General features: G+C 66.4%; 20 protein-coding genes and 3 rRNA genes. 3 read left to right on the forward strand and 20 right to left on the reverse strand.

The genetic code is table 11. The features are described 5' to 3' along the window. Nucleotides 1-232: 232 nt before the first annotated feature. On the forward strand, nt 233-1,444 hold the full coding sequence (locus M2157_RS21220; protein ID WP_280863279.1) for a DUF5667 domain-containing protein: 1,212 nt from the start codon (nt 233-235) through the stop codon (nt 1,442-1,444). Nucleotides 1,445-1,648: 204 nt separating this feature from the next. Here the strand turns inward: M2157_RS21220 and M2157_RS21225 are convergent, their stop codons facing one another. From M2157_RS21225 to M2157_RS21280, 12 genes are all read right to left on the reverse strand, one after another. Further along, nucleotides 1,649-2,701, reverse strand: coding sequence for a lysophospholipid acyltransferase family protein (locus tag M2157_RS21225; RefSeq protein ID WP_280863280.1), 1,053 nt, complete (start codon nt 2,699-2,701; stop codon nt 1,649-1,651). Between the two features lie 14 nt (nt 2,702-2,715). Then, nucleotides 2,716-3,777, reverse strand: a complete 1,062-nt coding sequence (locus M2157_RS21230; protein ID WP_069762640.1) for an NAD-dependent epimerase/dehydratase family protein — start codon at nt 3,775-3,777, stop codon at nt 2,716-2,718. Nucleotides 3,778-4,005: 228 nt separating this feature from the next. Next, nucleotides 4,006-4,104: an AURKAIP1/COX24 domain-containing protein gene (locus M2157_RS21235; RefSeq protein ID WP_003948845.1), complete on the reverse strand. Its 99-nt coding sequence runs from the start codon at nt 4,102-4,104 to the stop codon at nt 4,006-4,008. A 177-nt stretch (nt 4,105-4,281) separates the two neighbouring features. Next, entirely contained in the window at nt 4,282-4,491 is a 210-nt protein-coding gene (locus M2157_RS21240; protein WP_016437488.1) for a helix-turn-helix domain-containing protein, read from the reverse strand. Between the two features lie 129 nt (nt 4,492-4,620). After that, entirely contained in the window at nt 4,621-5,436 is an 816-nt protein-coding gene (locus M2157_RS21245) for a phosphatase (protein WP_280863281.1), read from the reverse strand. Between the two features lie 104 nt (nt 5,437-5,540). Further along, the gene (locus tag M2157_RS21250) at nt 5,541-6,713 is read right to left on the reverse strand and encodes an acetoin utilization protein AcuC (RefSeq protein WP_266515454.1); all 1,173 of its coding nucleotides are present in this window, start codon (nt 6,711-6,713) and stop codon (nt 5,541-5,543) included. Then, complete coding sequence (locus tag M2157_RS21255; protein ID WP_280863282.1) at nt 6,664-7,875, reverse strand: MFS transporter; 1,212 nt, start codon at nt 7,873-7,875, stop codon at nt 6,664-6,666. The genes M2157_RS21250 and M2157_RS21255 overlap by 50 nt, the downstream gene beginning before the upstream one ends. A 66-nt stretch (nt 7,876-7,941) precedes the next feature. Beyond that, the gene (locus M2157_RS21260) at nt 7,942-8,625 is read right to left on the reverse strand and encodes a VC0807 family protein (RefSeq protein ID WP_280865961.1); all 684 of its coding nucleotides are present in this window, start codon (nt 8,623-8,625) and stop codon (nt 7,942-7,944) included. 69 nt (nt 8,626-8,694) lie between these two features. Beyond that, entirely contained in the window at nt 8,695-9,339 is a 645-nt protein-coding gene (locus M2157_RS21265; protein ID WP_280865962.1) for an HAD family hydrolase, read from the reverse strand. A gap of 62 nt (nt 9,340-9,401) precedes the next feature. After that, nucleotides 9,402-9,518 (reverse strand): 5S ribosomal RNA (gene rrf, locus M2157_RS21270). Between the two features lie 71 nt (nt 9,519-9,589). Further along, nucleotides 9,590-12,712: ribosomal RNA gene (locus M2157_RS21275) — 23S ribosomal RNA — on the reverse strand. Nucleotides 12,713-13,011: 299 nt separating this feature from the next. Next, nucleotides 13,012-14,537, reverse strand: a 16S ribosomal RNA gene (locus M2157_RS21280). Together the 16S, 23S and 5S rRNA genes form the textbook arrangement of a ribosomal RNA operon. An 836-nt stretch (nt 14,538-15,373) precedes the next feature. On the opposite strand from M2157_RS21280, the gene trpS reads away from it, so the two are divergent. Next, the gene (gene trpS, locus M2157_RS21285; RefSeq protein WP_280865963.1) at nt 15,374-16,435 is read left to right on the forward strand and encodes a tryptophan--tRNA ligase; all 1,062 of its coding nucleotides are present in this window, start codon (nt 15,374-15,376) and stop codon (nt 16,433-16,435) included. Here trpS and M2157_RS21290 read toward each other — a convergent pair. Beyond that, the gene (locus M2157_RS21290) at nt 16,339-17,388 is read right to left on the reverse strand and encodes a helix-turn-helix domain-containing protein (RefSeq protein WP_280865964.1); all 1,050 of its coding nucleotides are present in this window, start codon (nt 17,386-17,388) and stop codon (nt 16,339-16,341) included. The two genes, trpS and M2157_RS21290, sit on opposite strands and share 97 nt — an antisense overlap. A gap of 75 nt (nt 17,389-17,463) precedes the next feature. On the opposite strand from M2157_RS21290, the gene M2157_RS21295 reads away from it, so the two are divergent. Beyond that, entirely contained in the window at nt 17,464-18,051 is a 588-nt protein-coding gene (locus M2157_RS21295) for a cysteine hydrolase family protein (RefSeq protein WP_280865965.1), read from the forward strand. 16 nt (nt 18,052-18,067) lie between these two features. On the opposite strand, the gene proC is transcribed toward M2157_RS21295, so the two are convergent. The 7 genes from proC to M2157_RS21330 all read right to left on the reverse strand — a co-directional run bounded on the left by proC (nt 18,068) and on the right by M2157_RS21330 (nt 22,801). Next, on the reverse strand, nt 18,068-18,880 hold the full coding sequence (gene proC, locus M2157_RS21300) for a pyrroline-5-carboxylate reductase (protein ID WP_280863288.1): 813 nt from the start codon (nt 18,878-18,880) through the stop codon (nt 18,068-18,070). A 107-nt stretch (nt 18,881-18,987) separates the two neighbouring features. Continuing rightward, nucleotides 18,988-19,773 (reverse strand): ABC transporter permease, encoded by a 786-nt coding sequence (locus tag M2157_RS21305; protein WP_266515471.1) that lies wholly within the window; start codon nt 19,771-19,773, stop codon nt 18,988-18,990. After that, on the reverse strand, nt 19,770-20,603 hold the full coding sequence (locus M2157_RS21310; RefSeq protein WP_280863289.1) for an ABC transporter ATP-binding protein: 834 nt from the start codon (nt 20,601-20,603) through the stop codon (nt 19,770-19,772). Before M2157_RS21310 ends, M2157_RS21305 begins: the two co-directional genes overlap by 4 nt. Nucleotides 20,604-20,667: 64 nt before the next feature. Next, a complete protein-coding gene (locus M2157_RS21315; protein ID WP_280863290.1) occupies nt 20,668-21,447 on the reverse strand; it encodes a class I SAM-dependent methyltransferase in 780 nt (259 codons plus the stop codon). A gap of 126 nt (nt 21,448-21,573) precedes the next feature. After that, nucleotides 21,574-22,083, reverse strand: a complete 510-nt coding sequence (locus tag M2157_RS21320; RefSeq protein ID WP_280863291.1) for an EamA/RhaT family transporter — start codon at nt 22,081-22,083, stop codon at nt 21,574-21,576. A 44-nt stretch (nt 22,084-22,127) separates the two neighbouring features. Continuing rightward, nucleotides 22,128-22,436: an SH3 domain-containing protein gene (locus M2157_RS21325; protein ID WP_280863843.1), complete on the reverse strand. Its 309-nt coding sequence runs from the start codon at nt 22,434-22,436 to the stop codon at nt 22,128-22,130. 47 nt (nt 22,437-22,483) lie between these two features. Beyond that, nucleotides 22,484-22,801 carry an SH3 domain-containing protein gene (locus M2157_RS21330; RefSeq protein WP_280865966.1) on the reverse strand — a complete coding sequence of 106 codons (318 nt, stop codon included), beginning with the start codon at nt 22,799-22,801 and terminating at the stop codon, nt 22,484-22,486. Between the last annotated feature and the right edge of the window lie 35 nt (nt 22,802-22,836).

A 22,836-nucleotide genomic window follows, 5' to 3' on the forward strand; every position in this document is an offset into this window, starting at 1 on the left:
AGCGCACGCCCGGTAACCGTCAACTCGCTCTCGGTGAAAGTCCGTTGCCTTCCCGATCCGATCATCCGCCGTCCGTAACCCAAGTGCCACGCCGCTCGTTGTGCGGGATGCAGGCTCCCTGTGGTCACTCCCTGGCCGACTTCGATCACTCGATCGAGTGCTTGTGGTCAGGGTGTGCAACCCTCAGGACCCCCTGGGGAGTCGACCGTCATGACGAGAGGAGGTGCCGCCAGTGATCGCGAACGTATCGGCGCACCGGCGGGCGAACGCCTTCGCCCAGGCCCTGGAGGAGCAGTCCGACCGGGACCCGGCGGCCGAGCAGTCCGAAGGACACCAGCCGGCCGCTGGGGAACACACCGGTCAGGACCGCCTGTTGACCCTCGCGGAGTGTCTTGGCGAGCTGCCCAGGCCTGAGCTGGACCCCGAGGTCAAGGTCGTCCAGCGCGCCCAGCTGGTGGCCGCGATGGAGGCCATGCTGCTGGAGGGCGACGGGGTGGAAACCGCGGTCCCCGAGCAGCGCTCCCATCGGGCGGGCGCCGCCCACCGGGCGAGTCCGCTCGGGAAACTGCGACCGCGTTCCCGGCTCACCAAGGGCCTGGCCGCGGGCGGCCTGAGCGTCGGAGTCGCCGCCGGAGCCTTCGGCGGAGTGGCCGCGGCCAGCTCGGACGCCCTGCCCGGGGACTCGCTGTACGGCCTCAAGCGCGGCATCGAGGACTTCAAGCTCAGCTACCTGTCCGACGGTGACGACGAGCGCGGTGTCGCCTACCTCGACCAGGCCTCCACCCGGCTGAGCGAGGCCCGCCGCCTGATGGAGCGCGGCCGGGGCGGTCACCTCGACCACGAGTCCCTGAGCGAGATCCGCCGCGCCCTGTCCGGCATGCAGCACGACGCCGCCGAAGGCCACCGCCTGCTGCACGAGGCGTACGACCGCGACCCGAAGTCCCTGGGCCCCATCCAGGCCCTCTCCAGCTTCTCGCGCTCGCACCGCGAGGCCTGGGGTGCGCTCCGCGAGCGGCTGCCCGTGCAGCTCGGCGACGTCAGCAGCCAGGTGTCCTCGGTCTTCGACGCCATAGACGAAGAGGTCGCCCCGCTGCAGTCCCTCCTGCCCGAACCCCCTGCCCGGGGCGGTGACCCGGGACAGCGGCAGCGCTCCGGGACGGCGTCCTCGGACACCTCGACCGGTTCCGGCCGGTCCACGGCTCCGGGCACCGGCGGCGGCTCCGAGCACAGCGGCGGCAGCAGCCCCAGCAAGTCGGCCACGTCCTCTGGCGAGGACGACGGCCTGCTCGGCGGCAACACCGGCGGCCTGCTCGACCCACCGAAGGCCACCGGCACCGCCACCCCGACCTCCCCCGCCCCGTCGTCCGACCCGGACGTCACCCTCCCGCCCCTCCTCCCGGGCCTCCTGCCCGGCCTGGGAATCGACGGCGAGAACACGAACTAACTCTTCCGGTACGACGACGGGGGCACCCTTCCCACGAAGGGCGCCCCCGTCGTCGTACGACAGAAAAGATCAGAAGAAGACGGACCGCCGCTGCCCCGCTGCGCAGGCTTCGCACGGCTGCGCCGGGCTCCGTCCAGCGGCTTCACGCAGCGGGGCGATCCTCGCGGCGACAACCCGCGTCGGCAGCCACGTCCGCACGCCGACTCAGAAGAACACCGACCGCCGCTGCACCAGCAACTTGTACAGCGTGTGCTGGATCTGCTCCCTGACCTGGTCGGTCAAGTTGAACATCAGCATCGGATCCTCCGCCGCCTCCGGCGGATAGCCGTCCGTCAGGATCGGCTCACCGAACTGAATCGTCCACTTCGTCGGCAGCGGAACCGCGCCCAGCGGACCCAGCCACGGGAAGGTCGGCGTCAACGGGAAGTACGGGAACCCCAGCAGACGAGCCAGCGTCTTCGCATTGCCGATCATCGGGTAGATCTCCTCCGCGCCCACGATCGAGCACGGAATGATCGGGGTGCGCTGACGCAGGGCCGTGGAGACGAACCCGCCCCGGCCGAAGCGCTGGAGCTTGTAGCGCTCGCTGAACGGCTTGCCGATGCCCTTGAAGCCCTCCGGCATCACACCGACCAGTTCACCGCGCCCCAGGAGCCGCTCGGCGTCCTCCGCGCAGGCGAGGGTGTGACCGGCCTTGCGGGCGAGTTCGTTGACCACCGGCAGCATGAACACCAGGTCCGCCGCCAACAGCCGCAGATGCCGGTTCGCGGGGTGCTGGTCGTGCACGGCGACCTGCATCATCAGGCCGTCCAGCGGCAGCGTCCCGGAGTGGTTGGCGACGATCAGCGCGCCGCCCTCCGCCGGGATGTTCTCGACGCCCTTCACCTCGACCCGGAAGTACTTCTCGTACACCGGCCGCAGCAGGGACATCAGGACCTGGTCGGTGAGTTCCTCGTCGTAGCCGAAGTCATCGACCTCGTAGTCCCCGGTGAGCCGGCGGCGCAGGAAGCTGAGGCCTCCAGCGATCCGCCGCTCAAGGCCGCCTTCGTCGTTCGCCTGCTGCGGCGGCTCTTCCTCACGCGTCACAGGAACATCATCCTGCGCGGAGGCCCTGCTGGGCAGGGGCTGGACCTCACGGACCAGCGAGGGCTCGGAGCCCTTGCGCCGACTCCCCGCACTACGGCGCCGCGCCGGCCGCTGTACGGCGCCTGCGCGGGACCGGTCGTCGTCGAACGGAATGACCTTGGCGTCCGCCATCGTTGATGCGCTCCTCAGTTGGCGCTCTGCGTCGGGGGGTGGCCGCCGCCCGCGAGGGGCAGCGCGGCGATCCTGTCGACGGCCCCCGCGAGGGCCTCCGGCGGCAGCAGCCCGGGTCCCTGGCTGCGCGCGAACTCCGCGAAGGTCTCCGCCGTCGTGTACTTCGGCCGGAATCCGAGCGTCTCACGCATCTGGACCGTCGACACGACCCGGCCGTGGGTGAGCAGCCGGATCTGCTCGGGCGAGAAGTCCGTCATGCCGAGCGTCCGCACCAGCGACCCGGCCCAGGTGACGGCGGGCAGCAGCAGGGGCACAGTGGGCCTGCCGAGCCGCCGGGAACACTGCGACAGCAACAGGACCCCGTCGCCCGCGATGTTGAAGGTGCCGCTGTTGAGCGTGCCCCGCTCGGGTTCGTGCGAGGCGATCCTGAGCACCTCGATCACATCGTCCTCGTGCACGAACTGCAACCGGGGGTCGTACCCGAACACGGTCGGCAGCACCGGCAGCGTGAAGTACGAGGCGAGCGGGGTGTCCGCAGTCGGCCCCAGGATGTTGGCGAACCTCAGCACGCACACGGCCACGTCCGGCCGCCGCCGCGCGAAGCCCCGCACATACCCCTCGACCTCGACAGTGTCCTTGGCGAAGCCGCCCGAGGGCAGGGACTTGGGCGGCGTGGTCTCCGTGAACACGGCGGGATCACGCGGCGCCGATCCGTACACGTTCGTACTGGACTTCACCACGAGCCGCTTGACGTTCGGCGACTTCTGACAGGCCCCGAGCAGCTGCATGGTGCCGATGACGTTGGTCTCCTTGACCGTGGTCCGGCTCCCGCTGCCGAGCGCCATCGCCGTCACATCCAGGTGTACGACGGTGTCGGCGGCCGTCTCGGCCAGTACCCGCGCGATGCCGGGCTGCCTGATGTCCGCCTGGACGAAGTCGGCGCCGCCCAGATGGTGCTCCGGCGTCACCGCGTCCACGGCGATCACCCGGTCCACCTGCGGGTCACGCTGGATGCGTCGCACGAACCGGCCCCCCAGCTGTCGGGCCACTCCGGTCACGAGCACGACCTTTCCCAAGATCAGCGCCTTCCTTCCACCCGTGGTCCAGCCCTGGTGCCGCCCTGATACGGCACTGGTCCTGTGCCGCGTTCCCCGTGTGCCGCCAACTTAGCGGTTCGATGTTGCGCTGTGATGACTGCCCACTGCGCGAAGTGACGACATTCAGCCCACGCGCACGTCCTGACACGCGTATGGCCCCCCACCGGCATTGGGTGGGGGGCCACAAACACGCTTCCGCGGCGTCGCCTACTTCTTGTTGCGACGCTGAACGCGCGTGCGCTTGAGCAGCTTGCGGTGCTTCTTCTTGGCCATCCGCTTGCGCCGCTTCTTGATAACAGAGCCCACGACTACCCTCGCTCACTTCTCATCACTCGGTGCTGGGCGCCATGGGCCCATACGACCTTCGACGGGCTAGCCTACCCGCCCGAGCGCTGAGGTCGTAATCGAGGTGATCCGGGGAGATCAGGCAGGGGTCCACGAGTGCCCTGAGGCCCCCTCGGGACCTCCCCGGGTCCGTAGTCGTCAGGCCGTCTCCACCCCCACATAACTCTCGCGGAGGTACTCGTGAACCGCGTTCTCGGGGACGCGGAAGGACCGCCCCACCCTGATCGCGGGCAGATGACCGCTGTGCACCAGCCGGTACACGGTCATCTTCGACACTCGCATCACCGAGGCGACTTCCGCCACGGTAAGGAACTGAACCTCGCTCAGAGGCCTCTGTTCAGCAGCCATGACACACCTGAACCTTCCGCACTCGACGGCCACCGGCTTCCCCTTCCGGTGACTCTTCGTCGCTGCGTGCTCACTCCCCAATGTAGGGGCGGGTGATGCAAGTGGGGAAGAGGTGCACCCATCAACGGCCTACTGTGACAGACACGCTCGATTGAGTACGTAGCGGGTCAGCGGCCGGTAGTAATCAGACCGCACAGCGTCATCAAGTGGAACGACGACGGACACGGCCCCCTCGGCCTCCCCCACAAAGAGCGCGGGGTCATCCGTATCCGCGAGCCCAATGGCCTCAAACCCCAGCTGACCTGCTCCGCAGACCCAACCGTGATCCCCGACCACGAGCTCGGGAAGCAGCCCGCCGCTCTCCGCCGCGGCCGCCAGCACGGTACGAACCGGGAGCGGTGAATGCGAGTGTGCGCCGGTCTCACAACCGGAGCTCTTCGCCTCGGGTTCCCGCACGAGCGCGACTCCTCGTACGTAGTCAAGGTTGTACGTGCGTAGACCGAACCGGGTCGTTATGTCGACACAGCGACCATGCGCAGGGGTGAGGACGGTACATCCCGCCGCCGAGAGGGCGTCCGCGACGGCGGCGTAGAAGCCGAGCAGTCGGTGCGGATGGCCGGTGCCGAGGAGCACGGCCCCCTTGCGCTGGGCAACTGCCTCGAGCCGCTCCGCGAAGGCGTCGAGCGCGACGAGGGTTCGCTCAGGATCGATCACATCATGGCCACTTGTGTGCCGCGGATCGCCCGAAACTCCGCACTTGTCGGCCATGAGACCGATCAAATCCCGTTCATTCCACGACCACTCGGGATCGATTCCGATAAGCACCCTCGGATCGCGAGCCGCGAACAACCGATAACTCCGCAGACTCTCCTCCCGGGAGGTGGCCACGGGCCCGGCCAGGCGAGCGGCCAGCAGATGGGCGCGGAGGGCACCGGTGCTCAACACGTGAGTGATGGTGGCGGAGGGGTGGCGAAGGAGGGATGGGAACAGGGAAACACCGCACAGTTGGCGTAACGGACCCTGCACAGCTGCGGGCAGCCGCTGATCTACTACGCCAGCAAGCCCCGCAACGGGAACACCGCCCGCCGAGTGGCCAGCACAGCCTGATCCAGCCGATCCGCGGGGTCGTACCCCGCATCCCACTCCGCATAGGCCACCGGCCACCGGCCGTCCGTCATCCGCGCCGGCGCCAACTGCCGGGTCCGGGCGAACACTTCCTGCCGCCACCCCTCGGGAATCATCGCCTCGGGCTCGACCGGCCGCCCCGCGGCGATCCCCACCAGATGCGTCCAGGACCGGGGCACGACATCCACCACGGCGTACCCCCCGCCCCCGAGCGCGATCCACTTCCCCCCGGCGTACTCGTGCGCCAGCTCATGACACGCCACCTGCACAGCCCGCTGCGCATCCAACGACACCGCGAGATGAGCCAGCGGATCCTCGAAGTGCGTATCGGCGCCGTGCTGCGTCACCAGCACATCCGGCCGGAAGTCGGCGATCAGCTCCGGCACCACCGCATGGAACGCCCGCAACCACCCCGCGTCCCCGGTCCCCGCCGGCAACGCCACATTCACGGCGCTGCCCTCGGCGGAGTCCGCCCCCGTCTCCTCCGGCCATCCGGTCTGCGGAAACAACGTCCGAGGATGCTCGTGCAACGAGATCGTCAGAACCCGGGGATCCTCCCAGAACGCCGCCTGCACCCCGTCCCCGTGATGCACGTCGACATCCACATAGGCGACCCGTTCGGCCCCCAGCTCCAGCAGCCGCGCGATGGCGAGCGAGGCGTCGTTGTAGATACAGAACCCCGAGGCGCCGCCGGGCATCGCATGATGGAGCCCACCCGCGAAGTTCACCGCATGCAGCGCCTGCCCCCGCCACACGGCCTCCGCCGCCCCCACCGACTGCCCGGCGATCAGCGCGGACACGTCGTGCATGCGCGGGAAGGCCGGATCGTCCATGGTCCCCAGCCCGTACGACTGGTCGGCCGCCTCCGGGTCCACGGAAGCCGCCTTCACGGCCTCGACGTAGTCCTCCCGGTGCACGAGCCGCAAGGTCGACTCGCCCGCCGCCTTCGCGGACACGACCTCCACGTCCCGGTCCAGTCCGAAGGCATCCACCAGTCGCCGGGTCAGGTCGAGCCGGACCGGATCCATCGGATGGTCCGGACCGAAGTCATAGCCCGTTACTGCCTCGTCCCACATCAGCTGTGCGCGGCCGCTCATGCCCGCCACCGTATCGGTCCGGTTGAGCCTCGAACGACTTGGCGTACACCAGCGTCACCAGCACCAACACCATCGGCACGAGCATGGCCCCGCGATAGCTCCACGCGTCCCCCAAGGCCCCCACCAACGGCGAACCGACCAGGAATCCCACGTAATTGAAGACATTGAGCCGGGCGACCGCAGCATCCGACGCCCCCGGGAACAACCGCCCCGCCGCCGCGAAGGTCTGCGGCACCAGCACACACAACCCCAGCCCCAGCAGCGTGAACCCGAGCATCCCGACCCACGGTCCGGGCGCCACGGCCACCACCGCGAACCCCCCGGCCGCCACCAGCGACCCCAGCCGTACGACCGTCGCGGCCCCGAACCGCCGCACCCCGAAGTCCCCGATGGTCCGCCCGATGAGCGTGGTCACCATGTACACGTTGTACGGCACGGTGGCCAGCTGCTCCGAACTCCCCAGCACATCGTCCAGGTACTTCGCACTCCAGTTGGAGACGGTGGAGTCCCCGATGTACGCGAAGGTCATCACCAGACACAGCGGCAGCAGCAGCTTGAAGACCACCGGCTGCCCGCCCTGTGCCTTCTCCTCCACGGCGGTGGCGCCCCCGTCGACGTACCACCGACTCCCCACCAGGCACAGCGGCAACAGCACGACCACGACCGGCAGATAGGACACGAACAGCGCGAGATGCCAGTGCGCCCCCACCCAGGCGAGCGAGGCCCCGGCTATCCCGCCGAGACTGAACACCGCGTGGAAGCTCAGCATGATGCTGCGCCCGTACGCCCGCTGCAGGCTCACCCCGAGCATGTTCATGGACGCGTCGAGCATGCCCACGGCGAGCCCGAAGGCGCCGAGCGAGACGCCCAGCTCGAACGTCGAGTCCCCGGCCCCCACCCCGAGCAGCGCCAGGAGCACGACCGGCTGGGCGAATCGCAGCAGCCGGCTGGGCCGGATCCGCTTCACCAGGTGCTCGGTCGAGACGCTCCCGACCCCGGCGAGGATCGGCACGGCGGCCAGGAAAGCCGGCAGCAGCGCGTCGGAGACGCCGTACCGGTCCTGGATGGCGGGGATCCGCGTCACCAGCAGAGCAAAGGCGACACCTTGCGCGAAGAAGCTGAACGCCAGCGAGGCCCTACCGCGCCGCAGCACATCTGTCATGGCGGTGAGCGTAGGGCCCCGGCGTACTCGTGGGTAGATCCAGCCAAAGATGAATTTAACTCAGCTTTATCGGGCGAGGGCGACCTCGGGCCTCGATACGGCCCCCGCCTTCGTCTCGGCGCACAGCATCCGGGCCATGGGTCCGGCGCCCACCGCCCCGCTGACCAGGAAGGCCACCGCCATTGCCACGATCATGACGACGGACCCGAGCCAGACCATCGTGTCCACGGGCAGCGTGTAGGCCCCCACGACCCGCAGCACGCACTCCGCGAGCAGAACGACCCCCCACACCACGGAGAACCGCCGCTCGGCCCGCCGGAAGTCCGCCGACCCTTCCTGGAGCCGCGCCCAGGCGGCCTCCCGCTCCGCGATCCCCTTCACCAGCCAGGGTTTCATCCCCGCGGTCATCATCGGCCTCCCGAGCGCGACGGAGACGAGGATGCCGATCCCGATCACACTGCTGACCCCGCTGTCCTTGGCGAGCATCACCCGCGGGTCGCCGGCGACGAGGCTGAGCAGCAGCCCCACGACATTGACGACGAGGATGAGCGCGGCGAGACCGTTGACCGCTCGCTCCTTCACCACACTCCAGCCGGTCCGCACCGCGGGCACGACACTGCTGAGGCCCAGCGCCATCAGCGTGCTCGTCCCGAGCCCTTCCTTGAGCAGGTAGTACGCCCCGATCGGCACAGCCACGTCCACGATCAGAGGAACCAGGTTCGCGCGCTTCGAGTTCGTCTTCGTCGTCATGCCCTCAGCGTCTCGTCCGGCGTAGGAGTGCCAGTAGAAACGATCGTCCGGACCTCGGCATGACAAATGTCAGACGAGCAGGTCCGCCAACTCCCCCATGTCGGAGAAGAGTTGGGTGGCACCCGCCAACCTGGTGGCAGGCGTCATGGCGGTGAAGCCGTACACGTCCATCCCGGCCGCGACAGCCGCCTGCACGCCCAGCGGACTGTCCTCGACCACGACACACCGCCCGGGCTCGACTCCCATCCGCTCGGCGGCGTACAGGAACAGATCCGGCGCCGGCTTCCCCCGCCCCACATCCTGCGAACTGAAGATCCGCTCGTCCGCGAACCACCGGTCGAGCCCGGTCGCCCGATGCCCCACCCGGATCCGCTCATGGCTCCCGGAGGACGCGACGCAGTACGGCACCCCGTCCGCCGCCAGCTTCTCCAGTACGCCCGCTATGCCGGCCACCGGCTGCAACTCCCGCTCGAACGCGGCGAACACCCGGGCATGGAAGACGTCGTCGAAGTCCTCCGGCAACGGCCGCCCGGTCCGTTCGAGGACGAGGTCGTGGATCCGGTGCATGGCGGAGCCCATGTAGTCACGGATGGAGTCCTCGTAGGAGGTCGGGTGCCCGAGCTCCGTCAGATACGCGGCGAGATGCCGATTGGAAATCGGCTCACTGTCGACGAGAACACCGTCGTTGTCGAAGATGACGAGGTCGTAGCGCATGGTCTCGAGCCTAAACGCAGAAAACCCCCGTTCCGAATGGAACGGGGGTTTTCTCAAAAATTGTTCGGCGGTGTCCTACTCTCCCACAGGGTCCCCCCTGCAGTACCATCGGCGCTGTAAGGCTTAGCTTCCGGGTTCGGAATGTAACCGGGCGTTTCCCTCACGCTATGACCACCGAAACACTATGAAGTTAGACCGGAAACACAACACGGTCGTTGCCTCAGAACTAACACAGTGGACGCGAGCAAATATGGACAAGCCCTCGGCCTATTAGTACCGGTCACCTCCACCCATTACTGGGCTTCCAGATCCGGCCTATCAACCCAGTCGTCTACTGGGAGCCTTAACCCCTCAAAGGGGGTGGGAATACTCATCTCGAAGCAGGCTTCCCGCTTAGATGCTTTCAGCGGTTATCCCTCCCGAACGTAGCCAACCAGCCATGCCCTTGGCAGAACAACTGGCACACCAGAGGTTCGTCCGTCCCGGTCCTCTCGTACTAGGGACAGCCCTTCTCAATATTCCTGCGCGCGCAGCGGATAGGGACCGAACTGTCTCACGACGTTCTAAACCCAGCTCGCGTACCGCTTTAATGGGCGAACAGCCCAACCCTTGGGACCGACTCCAGCCCCAGGATGCGACGAGCCGACATCGAGGTGCCAAACCATCCCGTCGATATGGACTCTTGGGGAAGATCAGCCTGTTATCCCCGGGGTACCTTTTATCCGTTGAGCGACGGCGCTTCCACAAGCCACCGCCGGATCACTAGTCCCGACTTTCGTCCCTGCTCGACCCGTCGGTCTCACAGTCAAGCTCCCTTGTGCACTTACACTCAACACCTGATTACCAACCAGGCTGAGGGAACCTTTGGGCGCCTCCGTTACTCTTTAGGAGGCAACCGCCCCAGTTAAACTACCCATCAGACACTGTCCCTGATCCGGATCACGGACCCAGGTTAGACATCCAGCACGACCAGACTGGTATTTCAACGACGACTCCCCCCGAACTGGCGTCCGGAGTTCAAAGTCTCCCAGCTATCCTACACAAGCCGAACCGAACACCAATATCAAACTGTAGTAAAGGTCCCGGGGTCTTTCCGTCCTGCTGCGCGAAACGAGCATCTTTACTCGTAGTGCAATTTCACCGGGCCTATGGTTGAGACAGTCGAGAAGTCGTTACGCCATTCGTGCAGGTCGGAACTTACCCGACAAGGAATTTCGCTACCTTAGGATGGTTATAGTTACCACCGCCGTTTACTGGCGCTTAAGTTCTCAGCTTCGCCACACCGAAATGTGACTAACCGGTCCCCTTAACGTTCCAGCACCGGGCAGGCGTCAGTCCGTATACATCGCCTTACGGCTTCGCACGGACCTGTGTTTTTAGTAAACAGTCGCTTCTCGCTGGTCTCTGCGGCCACCCCCAGCTCGAGGAGCAAGTCCTCTCACCAGTGATGGCCCCCCTTCTCCCGAAGTTACGGGGGCATTTTGCCGAGTTCCTTAACCATAGTTCACCCGAACGCCTCGGTATTCTCTACCTGACCACCTGAGTCGGTTTAGGGTACGGGCCGCCATGAAACTCGCTAGAGGCTTTTCTCGACAGCATAGGATCATCCACTTCACCACAATCGGCTCGGCATCAGGTCTCAGACTATTGCCAGGCGGATTTACCTACCTGACGTCCTACACCCTTACCCCGGGACAACCACCGCCCGGGCTGGACTACCTTCCTGCGTCACCCCATCACTCACCTACTACAAGTCTGGTTCGCCGGCTCCACCACTTTCCATTCCCCGAAGGGTCCGGAACGGCTTCACGGACTTAGCATCGCCTGGTTCGATGTTTGACGCTTCACAGCGGGTACCGGAATATCAACCGGTTATCCATCGACTACGCCTGTCGGCCTCGCCTTAGGTCCCGACTTACCCTGGGCAGATCAGCTTGACCCAGGAACCCTTAGTCAATCGGCGCACACGTTTCCCACGTGTGTATCGCTACTCATGCCTGCATTCTCACTCGTGAACCGTCCACCACTGCCTTCCGGCGCGGCTTCACCCGGCACACGACGCTCCCCTACCCATCACAGCCGCCGTTGGGCGTATTGCTGCAATGACACGACTTCGGCGGTACGCTTGAGCCCCGCTACATTGTCGGCGCGGAATCACTAGACCAGTGAGCTATTACGCACTCTTTCAAGGGTGGCTGCTTCTAAGCCAACCTCCTGGTTGTCTCTGCGACTCCACATCCTTTCCCACTTAGCGTACGCTTAGGGGCCTTAGTCGATGCTCTGGGCTGTTTCCCTCTCGACCATGGAGCTTATCCCCCACAGTCTCACTGCCGCGCTCTCACTTACCGGCATTCGGAGTTTGGCTAAGGTCAGTAACCCGGTAGGGCCCATCGCCTATCCAGTGCTCTACCTCCGGCAAGAAACACACGACGCTGCACCTAAATGCATTTCGGGGAGAACCAGCTATCACGGAGTTTGATTGGCCTTTCACCCCTAACCACAGGTCATCCCCCAGGTTTTCAACCCTGGTGGGTTCGGTCCTCCACGAAGTCTTACCTCCGCTTCAACCTGCCCATGGCTAGATCACTCCGCTTCGGGTCTTGAGCGTGCTACTCAAACGCCCTATTAGGACTCGCTTTCGCTACGGCTACCCCACCCGGGTTAACCTCGCAACACACCGCAAACTCGCAGGCTCATTCTTCAAAAGGCACGCAGTCACGACGCACAGAGTAAACTCTGCACGCGACGCTCCCACGGCTTGTAGGCACACGGTTTCAGGTACTATTTCACTCCGCTCCCGCGGTACTTTTCACCATTCCCTCACGGTACTATCCGCTATCGGTCACCAGGGAATATTTAGGCTTAGCGGGTGGTCCCGCCAGATTCACACGGGATTTCTCGGGCCCCGTGCTACTTGGGTGTCTCTCAAACGAGCCGCTGATGTTTCGACTACGGGGGTCTTACCCTCTACGCCGGACCTTTCGCATGTCCTTCGCCTACATCAACGGTTTCTGACTCGTCTCACAGCCGGCAGACTGTGAAAGAGAGATCCCACAACCCCGAATGCGCAACCCCTGCCGGGTCTCACACGCATACGGTTTGGCCTCATCCGGTTTCGCTCGCCACTACTCCCGGAATCACGGTTGTTTTCTCTTCCTGCGGGTACTGAGATGTTTCACTTCCCCGCGTTCCCTCCACATACCCTATGTGTTCAGGTATGGGTGACAGCCCATGACGACTGCCGGGTTTCCCCATTCGGAAACCCCCGGATCAAAGCCTGGTTGACGACTCCCCGGGGACTATCGTGGCCTCCCACGTCCTTCATCGGTTCCTGGTGCCAAGGCATCCACCGTGCGCCCTTAAAAACTTGGCCACAGATGCTCGCGTCCACTGTGCAGTTCTCAAACAACGACCAGCCACCCATCACCCCGCCCTCACAGGCGAGTTCACTGGGGCCGGCATCGAGGGGGTTCATTCCCTCAGACACCCAACAGCGTGCCCGACACCCTCGCCACTCGTGATCAGCTTTCCACGCTCCGAAGAGCAGTACTGGCAGCCCGAGATGACTGAAAGTGCCGAATAATCAACGTTCCACCCATGAGCAACCAGCATCAGACAGTCGCTGATGTACTGGCCTCTGACCGAGCGAACTCGGTAAGAAGTGCTCCTTAGAAAGGAGGTGATCCAGCCGCACCTTCCGGTACGGCTACCTTGTTACGACTTCGTCCCAATCGCCAGTCCCACCTTCGACAGCTCCCTCCCACAAGGGGTTGGGCCACCGGCTTCGGGTGTTACCGACTTTCGTGACGTGACGGGCGGTGTGTACAAGGCCCGGGAACGTATTCACCGCAGCAATGCTGATCTGCGATTACTAGCAACTCCGACTTCATGGGGTCGAGTTGCAGACCCCAATCCGAACTGAGACAGGCTTTTTGAGATTCGCTCCACCTCACGGTATCGCAGCTCATTGTACCTGCCATTGTAGCACGTGTGCAGCCCAAGACATAAGGGGCATGATGACTTGACGTCGTCCCCACCTTCCTCCGAGTTGACCCCGGCGGTCTCCTGTGAGTCCCCATCACCCCGAAGGGCATGCTGGCAACACAGGACAAGGGTTGCGCTCGTTGCGGGACTTAACCCAACATCTCACGACACGAGCTGACGACAGCCATGCACCACCTGTACACCGACCACAAGGGGGGCACCATCTCTGATGCTTTCCGGCGTATGTCAAGCCTTGGTAAGGTTCTTCGCGTTGCGTCGAATTAAGCCACATGCTCCGCTGCTTGTGCGGGCCCCCGTCAATTCCTTTGAGTTTTAGCCTTGCGGCCGTACTCCCCAGGCGGGGAACTTAATGCGTTAGCTGCGGCACCGACGACGTGGAATGTCGCCAACACCTAGTTCCCACCGTTTACGGCGTGGACTACCAGGGTATCTAATCCTGTTCGCTCCCCACGCTTTCGCTCCTCAGCGTCAGTAATGGCCCAGAGATCCGCCTTCGCCACCGGTGTTCCTCCTGATATCTGCGCATTTCACCGCTACACCAGGAATTCCGATCTCCCCTACCACACTCTAGCTAGCCCGTATCGAATGCAGACCCGGGGTTAAGCCCCGGGCTTTCACACCCGACGTGACAAGCCGCCTACGAGCTCTTTACGCCCAATAATTCCGGACAACGCTTGCGCCCTACGTATTACCGCGGCTGCTGGCACGTAGTTAGCCGGCGCTTCTTCTGCAGGTACCGTCACTTTCGCTTCTTCCCTGCTGAAAGAGGTTTACAACCCGAAGGCCGTCATCCCTCACGCGGCGTCGCTGCATCAGGCTTTCGCCCATTGTGCAATATTCCCCACTGCTGCCTCCCGTAGGAGTCTGGGCCGTGTCTCAGTCCCAGTGTGGCCGGTCGCCCTCTCAGGCCGGCTACCCGTCGTCGCCTTGGTGAGCCATTACCTCACCAACAAGCTGATAGGCCGCGGGCTCATCCTTCACCGCCGGAGCTTTCAACCACCACAGATGCCTGCGGTAGTGGTATCCGGTATTAGACCCCGTTTCCAGGGCTTGTCCCAGAGTGAAGGGCAGATTGCCCACGTGTTACTCACCCGTTCGCCACTAATCCCCACCGAAGTGGTTCATCGTTCGACTTGCATGTGTTAAGCACGCCGCCAGCGTTCGTCCTGAGCCAGGATCAAACTCTCCGTGAATGTTTACCGGTAATCCGGTCGACACACACGAGAGCGGAGCGACCACCGGAATAAGGCAGTCGCTCACAGCGTCCTCGCTGTGTTTTTTCAAAGGAACCTCGCCCCAGCAGATGCTGGAGACGGGGTATCAACATATCTGGCGTTGATTTTTGGCACGCTGTTGAGTTCTCAAGGAACGGACGCTTCCTTTGTACTCACCCTCTCGGGCTTTCCTCCGGGCTTTTCCCTTCGGTCTTGCGTTTCCGACTCTATCAGACCGTTTCCGGTTCCGATTTCCTCGGTGCTTTCCAGGTTCCCGCTCTCGCGTTTCCCTTTCCGGCGGTTCCGACTCTATCAGATCCTTTCGGGCCTGATTCCCAGTCAGCGGGGCTTGCCTTCCCGGCCCTTGGGCCGTTCCGACGAGTGAGACTTTAGCGGATTCCCGGCTCCCGAGCTAATCGGGGGCCACCGTCCTTTCGAACGCGGATTCCTCATTTCGCTAATACGCACGCCAATGCAGCGACGGCAGACAGAGCGACTGCCGTCGTTTGTTTGGCTGGTACCTGCGGAATGGCTGTCCGGGGACCGACCGAGGTCGGCGCTCACGTCGGACAACTCGGAGAACACTACGTACCGGGGTGGGGAGTGTCAACCCGGGTCCGGCCGGACCCTCGGAGGCGTACGCTGGCAGGCATGACAACGCGTACGTGCACCCAGCAGTGGTGGGCCGCCTGACGGCGGCCGTGCTCACGTATGCACTCAACGGCCGCCGCCTCGGCGGCCGTTCGCGTATCTCCCTCCAGGACTCCTGAGGGTCGGCCGGCCGAGGACGGCGGCCTCGACCAGGAGGTGGAGAGATGACGCGGGTCTTCAGCGGGGTCAAGCCGACGGGGCATCTGACGCTGGGGAACTACCTGGGAGCCATGCGGCAGTGGGTCACGGTGGACCAGCACCGGGCCGAGTCGCTGTTCTGCATCGTCGACCTGCACGCCCTGACCGTCGACCATGATCCGGCGCGGGTACGCCGGCTGAGTCGGCAGGCGGCGACGCTGCTGCTCGCGGCGGGGCTGGATCCCGAGCTGTGCACCGTGTTCGTACAGAGTCATGTGGACGAGCATGCGCGGCTGTCGTACGTGCTGGAGTGTGTGGCCACGGACGGCGAGATGCGGCGGATGGTCCAGTACAAGGAGAAGGCCGCTCGGGAGCGGGCGCGGGGCGGGAGTGTTCGGCTCTCGTTGCTGACGTATCCCGTGCTGATGGCGGCGGACATCCTGGCGTACGGGGCCGACGAGGTGCCGGTCGGGGACGACCAGGCCCAGCACGTGGAGCTGACGCGGGATCTCGCGGCTCGGTTCAACCAGCGGTACGGCTACACGTTCGTGGTGCCCAGGGCCACCCTGCCCAAGGTGGGCGCGCGGGTCATGAACCTTCAGGACCCCCTGTCGAAGATGGGGAAGTCCGACGACTCCGGGCCGGGGATCGTCTATCTGCTCGACGAGCCGGATGTCGTGCGGAAGAAGGTGATGCGGGCCGTGACCGACAGCGGGCAGGAGGTCGTGTACGACCTGGAGGCGCGGCCCGGCCTGGCGAATCTGCTGGAGATCCTCGCGTCCTGCACGGGTGGGAACCCATCGGAGCTGAGCGGTGTATATGAGTCGTACGGCGCCTTGAAGAAGGACACCGCCGAGGCCGTGGTCGAGGTCTTGAGGCCCGTGCAGGAGAGGCACAAGGAGTTGTGCGCGGATCCTGGCTATGTGGAGGGGGTGCTGCGGGATGGCGCGGAGAGAGCGCGGGCGATGGCGCGGCCGACCGTGGATGCCGCTTATCGCGCGATCGGGCTGCTTCCGGCCACATCCGATCCGGTCGCGGTGGATACCGGCGCGGCCGACCACGGGGTCGTGCTGAACGCTGCCCGGTAGGCGCGTGGGCTGGTGGCGAGGCGCGATGCGAAGTGCTGGCGCATCGTGACCTCGCTGCCGAAGCCGGCGCGGCGCGCGACCTCGGGCATCGGCAGGTCGGTGCGCTCGAGCAGTTTCTGGGCTGCGGCGATGCGCTGGTCGAGGAGCCAGCGGAGCGGGGTCGTGCCGGTCTCCGCGGTGAAGTGGCGGGCGAAGCTGCGGGCGGACATGCCTGCGCGGGCGGCCAGGTCGGCGACGGTGAGCGGTTCGTGGAGGTGGCGTAGGGCGTGCTCGCGTACGGCGGCGAGGGTGTCGGAGTCGCGGTCGGCGCGCGGGGTGGGGTGCTCGATGAACTGCGCCTGGGTTCCGGTGCGGAAGGGCGCGGTGACCATCGAGCGGGCGATGGTGGCCGCGGCCTCGGCGCCGTGGGCCTGACGGACGAGGTGGAGACAGAGGTCGATGCCTGCCGCGGTGCCGGCCGCGGTCCAGATGTTGTCGTCCTCGATGAAGAGGGCGTCGGGGACGACGGTGACCTGGGGGTGGTGCGCGCGCAGGAGGTCGATCAGGTTCCAGTGGGTGATGGCGCGGCGGCCGTCGAGGAGGCAGGCCTGAGCGAGGGTGAAGGCGCCTCCGCACAGGGCCGCGATGGTGGTGCCGCGGGTGTGCGCGTGGCGAAGGGCGTCGAGGACGGGGGTGGGTGCGGAGGTGAGGTGGTCGTCGAGGCCGGGGATCACGATGAGATCGGCGTGGGGCAGCCAGTCGAGGGTGCGGTCGGGAAGGAGGGTGAGGCCGCCGCGCATGGGGACCGGTGTGGTGTCGGGGGCGACTCGGCGAAGGTCGAAGGCGGGGGCTCCGCGATCGGTGCGGTCGGTGCCCCAGACCTCGGTGATGACGGAGACGTCGAAGGCGCGGATCCCGGGGAAGGCGACCAGCGCGACGCGGTACGCATGCTCCTTCTCTCCAGTGTTCTCCATGGATGGCAGTAAACCATCGATCGCTGTCTTTTCACCCCCTGGGTGGGATGGGCTCCCGGCGGCAGGATCGTTGGCATGGAGATCACAGAGAACGCAGCGCTGGTGGTCGTGGACGTCCAGAAGGGCTTCGACGAGGCCGACTTCTGGGGGCCGCGGAACAACCCGGAGGCCGATGACAACATCGCTTCGCTCATCGACGTATGGCAGGCGACGGGGCGGCCGGTGGTGTTCGTACGGCATGACTCACGGCAGCCCGAGTCGCCGCTGCGGACGGGCTATGAGGGGAACGGCTTCAAGGAGTACGTGGAGCGGCGGCGCGGGAAGGGGGTCGGTGGGGCTGAGCTGTTGGTCACGAAGACCGTGAACTCGGCCTTCTACGGGACGCCGGATCTGGATGCCTGGCTGAAGGGCGAGGGGATCCCGCAGTTCGTGGTGGCCGGGATCCAGACCAACATGTGCGTGGAGACGACGGCTCGGATGGGCGGGAACCTGGGGTACGACGTGGTGGTCGCCTATGACGCGACGCACACGTTCGATCTGGAGGGCCCGTTCGGCTGGCGGCGGAGTGCGGACGAGGTGGCACAGGCGTCGGCGGTCTCGCTGCACGGGGGCGGCTTCGCTCGTGTGGTGGCCACGAAGGAAGTGGTGGACGCGGCGGGGTGACCGCCCCCGGTGGGCGTCAGTCCTTCTTGCCGGAGGCCAGGGCGCGGCTGCGGTCGCGGGCGGCTTCGAGGGCGGCGATGAGGGCAGCGCGTACGCCGTGGTTCTCGAGTTCGCGGATGGCGTTGATGGTGGTGCCCGCGGGGGAGGTGACGTTCTCGCGGAGCTTGACCGGGTGCTCGCCGCTGTCGCGGAGCATCGTCGCGGCGCCGATCGCGGACTGGACGATCAGGTCGTGGGCCTTGTCGCGGGGCAGGCCGAGCAGGATGCCGGCGTCCGTCATGGCTTCGACCAGGTAGAAGAAGTACGCCGGTCCGGAGCCGGAGAGGGCGGTGCAGGCGTCCTGCTGGGACTCGGGGACGCGGAGCGTCTTGCCGACGGCGCCGAAGATCTCCTCGGTGTGGGCGAGGTGGTCGGCGGTGGCGTGGGTGCCGGCGGAGATGACCGACATGGCCTCGTCGACCAGGGCGGGCGTGTTGGTCATGACGCGGACGACGGGGGTGCCGGTGGCGAGGCGCTCCTCGAAGAAGGAGGTGGGGATGCCGGCGGCGCCGCTGATGACCAGGCGGTCGGCCGGGACGTGCGGGGCGAGTTCGTCGAGGAGGGTGCCCATGTCCTGTGGTTTGACCGTGAGGATCAGGGTGTCGGCGGTCTTCGCGGCTTCCGGGTTGGTGACCGGGGTGACTCCGTAGCGGCTGCGGAGTTCGTCGGCTCGCTCGGGGCGGCGGGCGGTGACCAGGAGGTCGGCCGGGGCCCAGCCGGCGCGGATCATTCCGCTGAGCAGGGCTTCGCCGATCTTGCCGGTGCCGAGGACTGCGACTTTCTGACTCATGCGGTTCAGTCTGGCACCGGGTTGGAGCGTGCAGGGCGGGTGTCCGGTGGGCGGAACACGGGTGAGGTCGCCGACCTTGCGCAGCACCAAGGCGTCCTTGTGTGCCGCTACGCCGTCCTGCGCCTGAGGGTGGCCGCCCCCAGTCCCAGGACCAGCAGTGCGCAGCCCGCCACGATCAACGCGTCGCGTACGAAGGTCGCTGTCATGTCCGTGTGCCTGAGGACTTCGTTCATGCCGTCGACGGCGTAGGACATGGGGAGGACGTCGGAGATGGTCTCCAGGACGGGGTGCATGTTGTCGCGGGGGGTGAAGAGCCCGCAGAGGAGGAGTTGGGGGAAGATCACGGCCGGCATGAACTGGACGGCCTGGAACTCGGAGGCCGCGAAGGCCGAGACGAACAGGCCGAGGGCGGTGCCGAGCAGGGCGTCGAGCAGGGCGACCAGCAGCAGGAGCCAGGGGCTGCCGATGACGTCGAGGCCGAGGAACCAGACGGCGAGGCCGGTCGCGAGGGCGGACTGGATGATCGCGAGGACGCCGAAGGCCAGGGCGTAGCCGGCGATGAGGTCGCCTTTGCCCAGCGGCATGGCGAGGAGGCGTTCGAGGGTGCCTGAGGTGCGTTCGCGCAGGGTGGCGATGGAGGTGACCAGGAACATCGTGATCAGCGGGAAGATCCCGAGGAGGGAGGCGCCGATGCTGTCGAAGGTGCGCGGGCTGCCGTCGAAGACGTAGCGCAGCAGGAAGAGCATCACGCAGGGGATCAGGATCATCATCGCGATGGTGCGCGGGTCGTGGCGGAGCTGGCGCAGGACCCTGGCCGCGGTGGCGGTGGTGCGGGAGAGGCTGAGGGCGCTGGTGGGAGCGGGCGCGAGGTTCGGCGTGGTGGTCGTGGTCATCGCGTGTGCTCCTTGGTGCGGCTTGCCTCGACGGCCTGGTCGACCAGGTGGAGGAAGGCCTCCTCGACGGTGTCGGAGTGTGTGCGGGTGCGGAGGGCCTCGGGGGTGTCGTCGGCGAGGATCTCGCCCTCGCGCATCAGGAGGAGGCGGTGGCAGCGCTCGGCCTCGTCCATGACGTGGGAGGAGATGAGGAGGGTGGCGCCGCGGCGGGCGGCGATGTCGTGGAAGAGGTTCCAGAGGTCGCGGCGCAGGACGGGGTCGAGGCCGACGGTGGGTTCGTCGAGGACGAGGAGTTCGGGGGTGCCGAGGAGGGCCACGGCGAGGGAGACGCGACTGCGCTGGCCGCCGGAGAGGTTGCCGGCGAGGGAGTCGGCGTGGGTGGTGAGGTCGACGTCGGTGATGGCCTGGGTGACGTCGGAGTGGCGGCGGTCGGCGGCGGCGCGGCCGGGGGCGAGGATCGCGGCGAAGTAGTCGAGGTTCTGGCGGACGGTCAGGTCGTCGTAGACGGAGGGGGCCTGGGTGACGTAGCCGATGCGGGTGCGGAGAGTGGGGTGGCCCGCGGGCCGGCCGAGGACGTCGAGGGTGCCGGTGACCTTGGCCTGGGTGCCGACGATCGAGCGCATCAGCGTGGACTTGCCGCAGCCCGAGGGGCCGAGGAGGCCGGTGATCTGGCCGCGTGGGACGTCGAAGGCGAGGCCGCGCAGGACGGTCCGGGGGCCTCGGACGACGGTGAGGCCGTCGGCGTGGACGGCGGGGATGGCGGCCCCTTGGTTCGTGCTGTCGTCGCTGTCATCGCTGTCGTGGGGTGGCCCGGACTCTTTATTCACCATGCGATGAATAATGCTCTCGCGGGCTCCGACCGTCAAGCGAGTCACCCCCCTGGAGCTCGTTGGGTCAGGCGTTGACGGCGAGCAGCAGCTCGACGTCGTAGGTCTCCTCGACGGTTTCGTCCGGGAAGAGTTCCAGCAGGATCCGCCGCTCCTCGGTGAGGAAGGCGCCCGCGTGCTCCTCGCCCGCGACCAGGAACAGCGAGTGGCTGCCGATGTTGGCGAGGTGGGTGTCGACGGGGACGCTGCGGCTCCAGCGGACCACGCGGTGGGCGAAGTCCAGGCGTCCGGTGGGGTCGGCCAGGGCCGACCGGGCTCCGTTGCCGTTCACCTCGACGGCCGGGTGGGCGCCGTAGGGCTTGAAGTGCTCCCCGATGCGGTCCAGTTGACCGGTGATCCACGGCACGTCGAGGGCGTGGGTGTTCCACCACAGGGCGAGCGCGCCGCCGGGGCGCAGGACGCGGAGGGCTTCGGGGACCGCGCGGGCGGGGTCGGTCCAGTGCCAGGACTGGGCATAGGTCACGAAGTCGAAGGAGTCCGTGAGGAGGGGGAGGTCGTTGCCGTCGCCCCTGAGGATCGGGATGGCGGGGTGCGTGCGGCGGAACTGCGCCGCCATGCCGTCCCCGGGTTCGACCGCGACGACCTCGGCGCCCCGGGCCTGCAGCAGAGCGGTCGCGATCCCCGTACCGGCCCCGATGTCGGCGACCTGCGCACCCGCGAGTGGCCGGCCGGCGAGCTCTTCGACGGCGTCGAAGAGGGCGGGTGGGTAGGAGGGGCGGTTGGCGGCGTACTGGGCTGCGACGGTGTTGAAGGAGTGGGCTCGGGTGGTGTGGAAGGAAGCCGTCATAGGGACATGGTGGCCGGGGTGCGGGTGGAGCGCGGTGAGTTTTCGGTGAGAGAGGGAGGTGCGGGGATACCTGAAGGGGCGCGGATCTGTGTAGATCCGCGGCGATGCTGCGGCTGCCCAAGCGCGTCAGCGGCGGCGCTTCTTCTTCGAGGGGTTCCCCGTGCGGCGGGCGCCCCGCTTCTCGTGCTCCCTCCGAGCCGCCTCGTACTCCTCGCGGTGCAGCTTCTCGCCCGGTGCCTCGATGAGGGAGCGGAAGAAGTAGGCCAGGAGCGACCCGACGAACCCGATGGCCAGCAGACCGCGGAGGGAGGCCTGGCGGTCCGGGTCGGGGCGCCTGCCGAAGCCGTCCCATGTGTTGCGGAAGGCCAGCGCACTGCAGATCGCGAACATCGCGATGACAAGGACGGTCACGAAGCTGCCGGTGTCGGCGATCTGGAGGCCCTCGTAGGCGAAGCGGAGGATCAGGCAGGAGGCGACGGCGGCGGCGAGGGAACCGGTGGCCGCGCCGACGCGGCGGAGGGGGTAGCCGTTGTCGTGGTTCACCCAGGCCGTGCCGAAGAAGCGGATCGGTTCGGGGCGGGGGCCGTCCTCTGGGGAGCCCGCGGGGTTGTCCTGGGTGCCGGATTCGTCGCTCACGGGACGATTATGGCTCCGGGGCGGGGGCGGGCTCCCTTCGGGGATCAGCCGCAGCGTGACGCCACGTAGCCGTCGCTGCCGGTCTTGACGTAGGTGTCCGAGACGAACTCGCCGTTGGCGATGTTGTCCCAGATGTTCGACGTGCCGTAGTAGCCCGACACCGTCTCACCCGGCGTCTGGCAGTAGATCGCCACCTTCGCGCCCTCGGGCAGGACACGGACGATGCCGTACTGCGTTCCGGGACCACGGCGGACGTTCAGTCGGAGATCCGGGGCAACGTCGTAGTAGTGGACGGCCGCCTCGGCGTGGGCGGCGCCCACCATGAGGAAGGCGCCGGCAAGGGCCAGGAGCATGACTGATCTGCGTTTCACGGATGTCATGAGGATCCCCCCAGGGAGATTCAGGAGCAGCGGTCGGCGACGTAGCCGTCGCTTCCGGTCAGCACGTAGGCGTCGGAGATGTATTGGCTGTTGCTGATGTTGTCCCAGATGTTGCTGGTGCCGTAGGGGCCGGTCACCGAGGTGCCGGGCGTCTGGCAGTAGATCGGCACCTTCGAACCCTCGGGCAGTACCCGCACGACGCTGTAGCTCGTGCCGGGGCCGCTGCGGACGTTGAGACGGACGCCGGGTGCGATCGAGTAGTAGCGGACCGACGCTGTCGCCGTCAGGGCTTCGGTCTCCTTGATGCCCTCGGTCTCTTCCACGCGCTCAACAGACATGAAAATCCTCCCCCGTTGGTCCCCATGACTGCCAT

The sequence above is a fragment of the Streptomyces sp. SAI-127 genome (assembly GCF_029894425.1).
Classification (GTDB): Bacteria; Actinomycetota; Actinomycetes; order Streptomycetales; family Streptomycetaceae; genus Streptomyces.